2 protein-coding genes are annotated in these 2,103 nt (G+C 47.7%); one reads left to right on the forward strand and one right to left on the reverse strand.

Features of this window, described 5'->3' with window-relative positions; genetic code table 11:
- Window positions 1–212: 212 nt before the first annotated feature.
- The gene (locus tag NG833_RS29665; protein WP_254568860.1) at window positions 213–461 is read right to left on the reverse strand and encodes a Ycf34 family protein; all 249 of its coding nucleotides are present in this window, start codon (window positions 459–461) and stop codon (window positions 213–215) included.
- A gap of 79 nt (window positions 462–540) precedes the next feature.
- On the opposite strand from NG833_RS29665, the gene NG833_RS29670 reads away from it, so the two are divergent.
- Window positions 541–1,809: a CCA tRNA nucleotidyltransferase gene (locus tag NG833_RS29670; RefSeq protein WP_254568861.1), complete on the forward strand. Its 1,269-nt coding sequence runs from the start codon at window positions 541–543 to the stop codon at window positions 1,807–1,809.
- The last annotated feature ends 294 nt before the right edge of the window (window positions 1,810–2,103 follow it).

Genomic DNA, 2,103 nt, shown 5'->3' on the forward strand with positions numbered 1-2,103 from the left:
CAAGAAATAATGATTTTTCGTTATTAAATTTACCACCAATTCAGGGCTAGGGTTTTAGGTCCCCTGAACAGTAAGAAGGACAAGGCAGCGCCTTGTCCCTCCGATTCCCCTGTAAATTCTGGGTTTCAATCGATTGAAACGGGTCTAATTCGGGTTAAGATAAACACCAACTTACTCGATTAAATCGATTCAACGGGTGCAGGATTTCCATCCTAGGTGGGAACTAATTCCCCGGGACGTAATCGCGCCCATTTGCCCATTTCTTCTTTAAAACTTTCACAACCGACCACATCCCATTCCATCTCAATGGCATCCGAAGTATTGCGGATATTCACATTAATCGTGGGTTCTATGGGTTCAAAATCCGGTGTTTCAGTTAAGTGGGGCTGTTGATGTTGATATTCCACTGCGTTATAAGTTAAGCAGCGATCGACATAGTGGCAGTTTACGCAAATACACATCGTAAACACTCCATACGGCTTTTTTGTTACTCTAACGTAATCAGCAGAGATATTGCCCACCCGGTAGGTTGATTTTTTTATGAAACAAGGCGAATCTATTCGTGCTCTGGGTCCCGAAACTTGGCCCTTTAGCTTGGAAATGCTGCCTGACGATGCCTATCTCGTCGGGGGTTCGGTCCGAGATGCCTTGCTAGAACGGCAGTCTCCCTATTTGGATTTGGATTTTGTCTTACCCGGGTATGCGATTAAGATAGCAAAACAGATTGCCGATCGCCATAAAGCTGGGTTTGTGGTCCTCGATGATGAACGCAAAATCGCCCGGGTGGTGTTTCCTCATGCCACGGTAGATTTTGCCAAGCAGGAGGGGATGACCCTAGAGGCAGATTTGCAACGCCGGGATTTTACGATTAATGCGATCGCCTACCACCCCAAAACCGGGCAAATTGTAGACCCTCTCCAGGGACGGCAAGACTTACAAACCCGCACCATTCGGATGATTTCCCCCACAAATCTCGCCTCGGACCCCCTGCGTCTGTTACGGGGTTATCGGCAGGCGGCGCAATTGGGGTTTACCCTGGAACCTCAAACCCAAGCAGCAATCCGTCAATTAGCGCCCTTGTTGCGGCAGGTGGCAGCAGAACGGGTGAATACTGAGTTATGGTATCTTCTCAACCGCATAGGGGGAAGTGTTCATCTGGTGGCAGCATGGGAAGATGGTTTGTTGCGCTATTGGTTACCCGATGCCACGAAAGATTCCCTCACTCTTTTAACTCGGATTGATGAGGCGGCAGTCCAACTCGGGGAAAAATGGCCGCAGTTGGGGGAAGAATTTTTGTTAGATTTGCGGGCAACTTTGAGGATTTCTGGATATTTAGGAATTGCCAAGTTAGTCTGTTTGTTACCGTTAGAACCGGGTAGTGCAGAAGCGCAATTAATGCGATTAAAGTTGAGTCGGGTGGAAATTAAAGCCACGATTCAGGTGATAAAAAGTTGGCAGTTAATCCAACAGCAACCGGAGTTGACAGACTGGACGGTGCGATCGCATTATTTTCTGTTTCGTCAGGTGGGGTCGTTGTTTCCCTCCTTAGCGGCAATGGCCCTGGCCTCGGGAATTTCTCTGGAAGCCCTCAGCAATGCCGTTGAGCGCTATTTGAACCCGGAAGACTTGGCAGCACATCCAAAAGTTCTGATTACCGGCAACGATTTAATCAGCGAATTAGGGATTCCCCGGGGTCCACAAATTGGGGAGATATTAAATCAAATTCAGTTAGCAACGGTAGAGGGAGAGATTTCCACCAAGGAAGAGGCGATGGAATTAGCGGATAAAATCAGGCAATCTATTGGATGATTAGACCTCTTGCAAAAAAAAGGATTGATCCCCCCAACCCCCCTTAGAGATCCCCCTCCCGTCCCCCTTAAGAAGGGGGAGGCCAGAGGAATAAATATTTAGTTCCTGGGGGGCTTTAAAGAATTTTGCAAGAGGTCTATTAAGCGAACCCCTAGTCAAAGATTAGAAACCGGGTTTCTTGCCCAAATTTATGATAAGGGGATTGCAAAATATAAATCCTCCAACCGTTCAACTGAAAGGAAGGTATGTGTAGGGGCGCAATGCTTGCGCCCTGAATTGGGCGCAAGCATTGCG

The sequence above is a fragment of the Oscillatoria sp. HE19RPO genome, from assembly GCF_024220515.1.
Taxonomy (GTDB): Bacteria; Cyanobacteriota; Cyanobacteriia; order Cyanobacteriales; family Laspinemataceae; genus Laspinema.

Bases quoted from the DNA above. Each gene is read 5' to 3' on its own strand.
- NG833_RS29665 (WP_254568860.1), bottom strand. From the start codon at position 461: ATGTGTATTTGCGTAAACTGCCACTATGTCGATCGCTGCTTAACTTAT.
- NG833_RS29670 (WP_254568861.1), top strand. From the start codon at position 541: ATGAAACAAGGCGAATCTATTCGTGCTCTGGGTCCCGAAACTTGGCCC.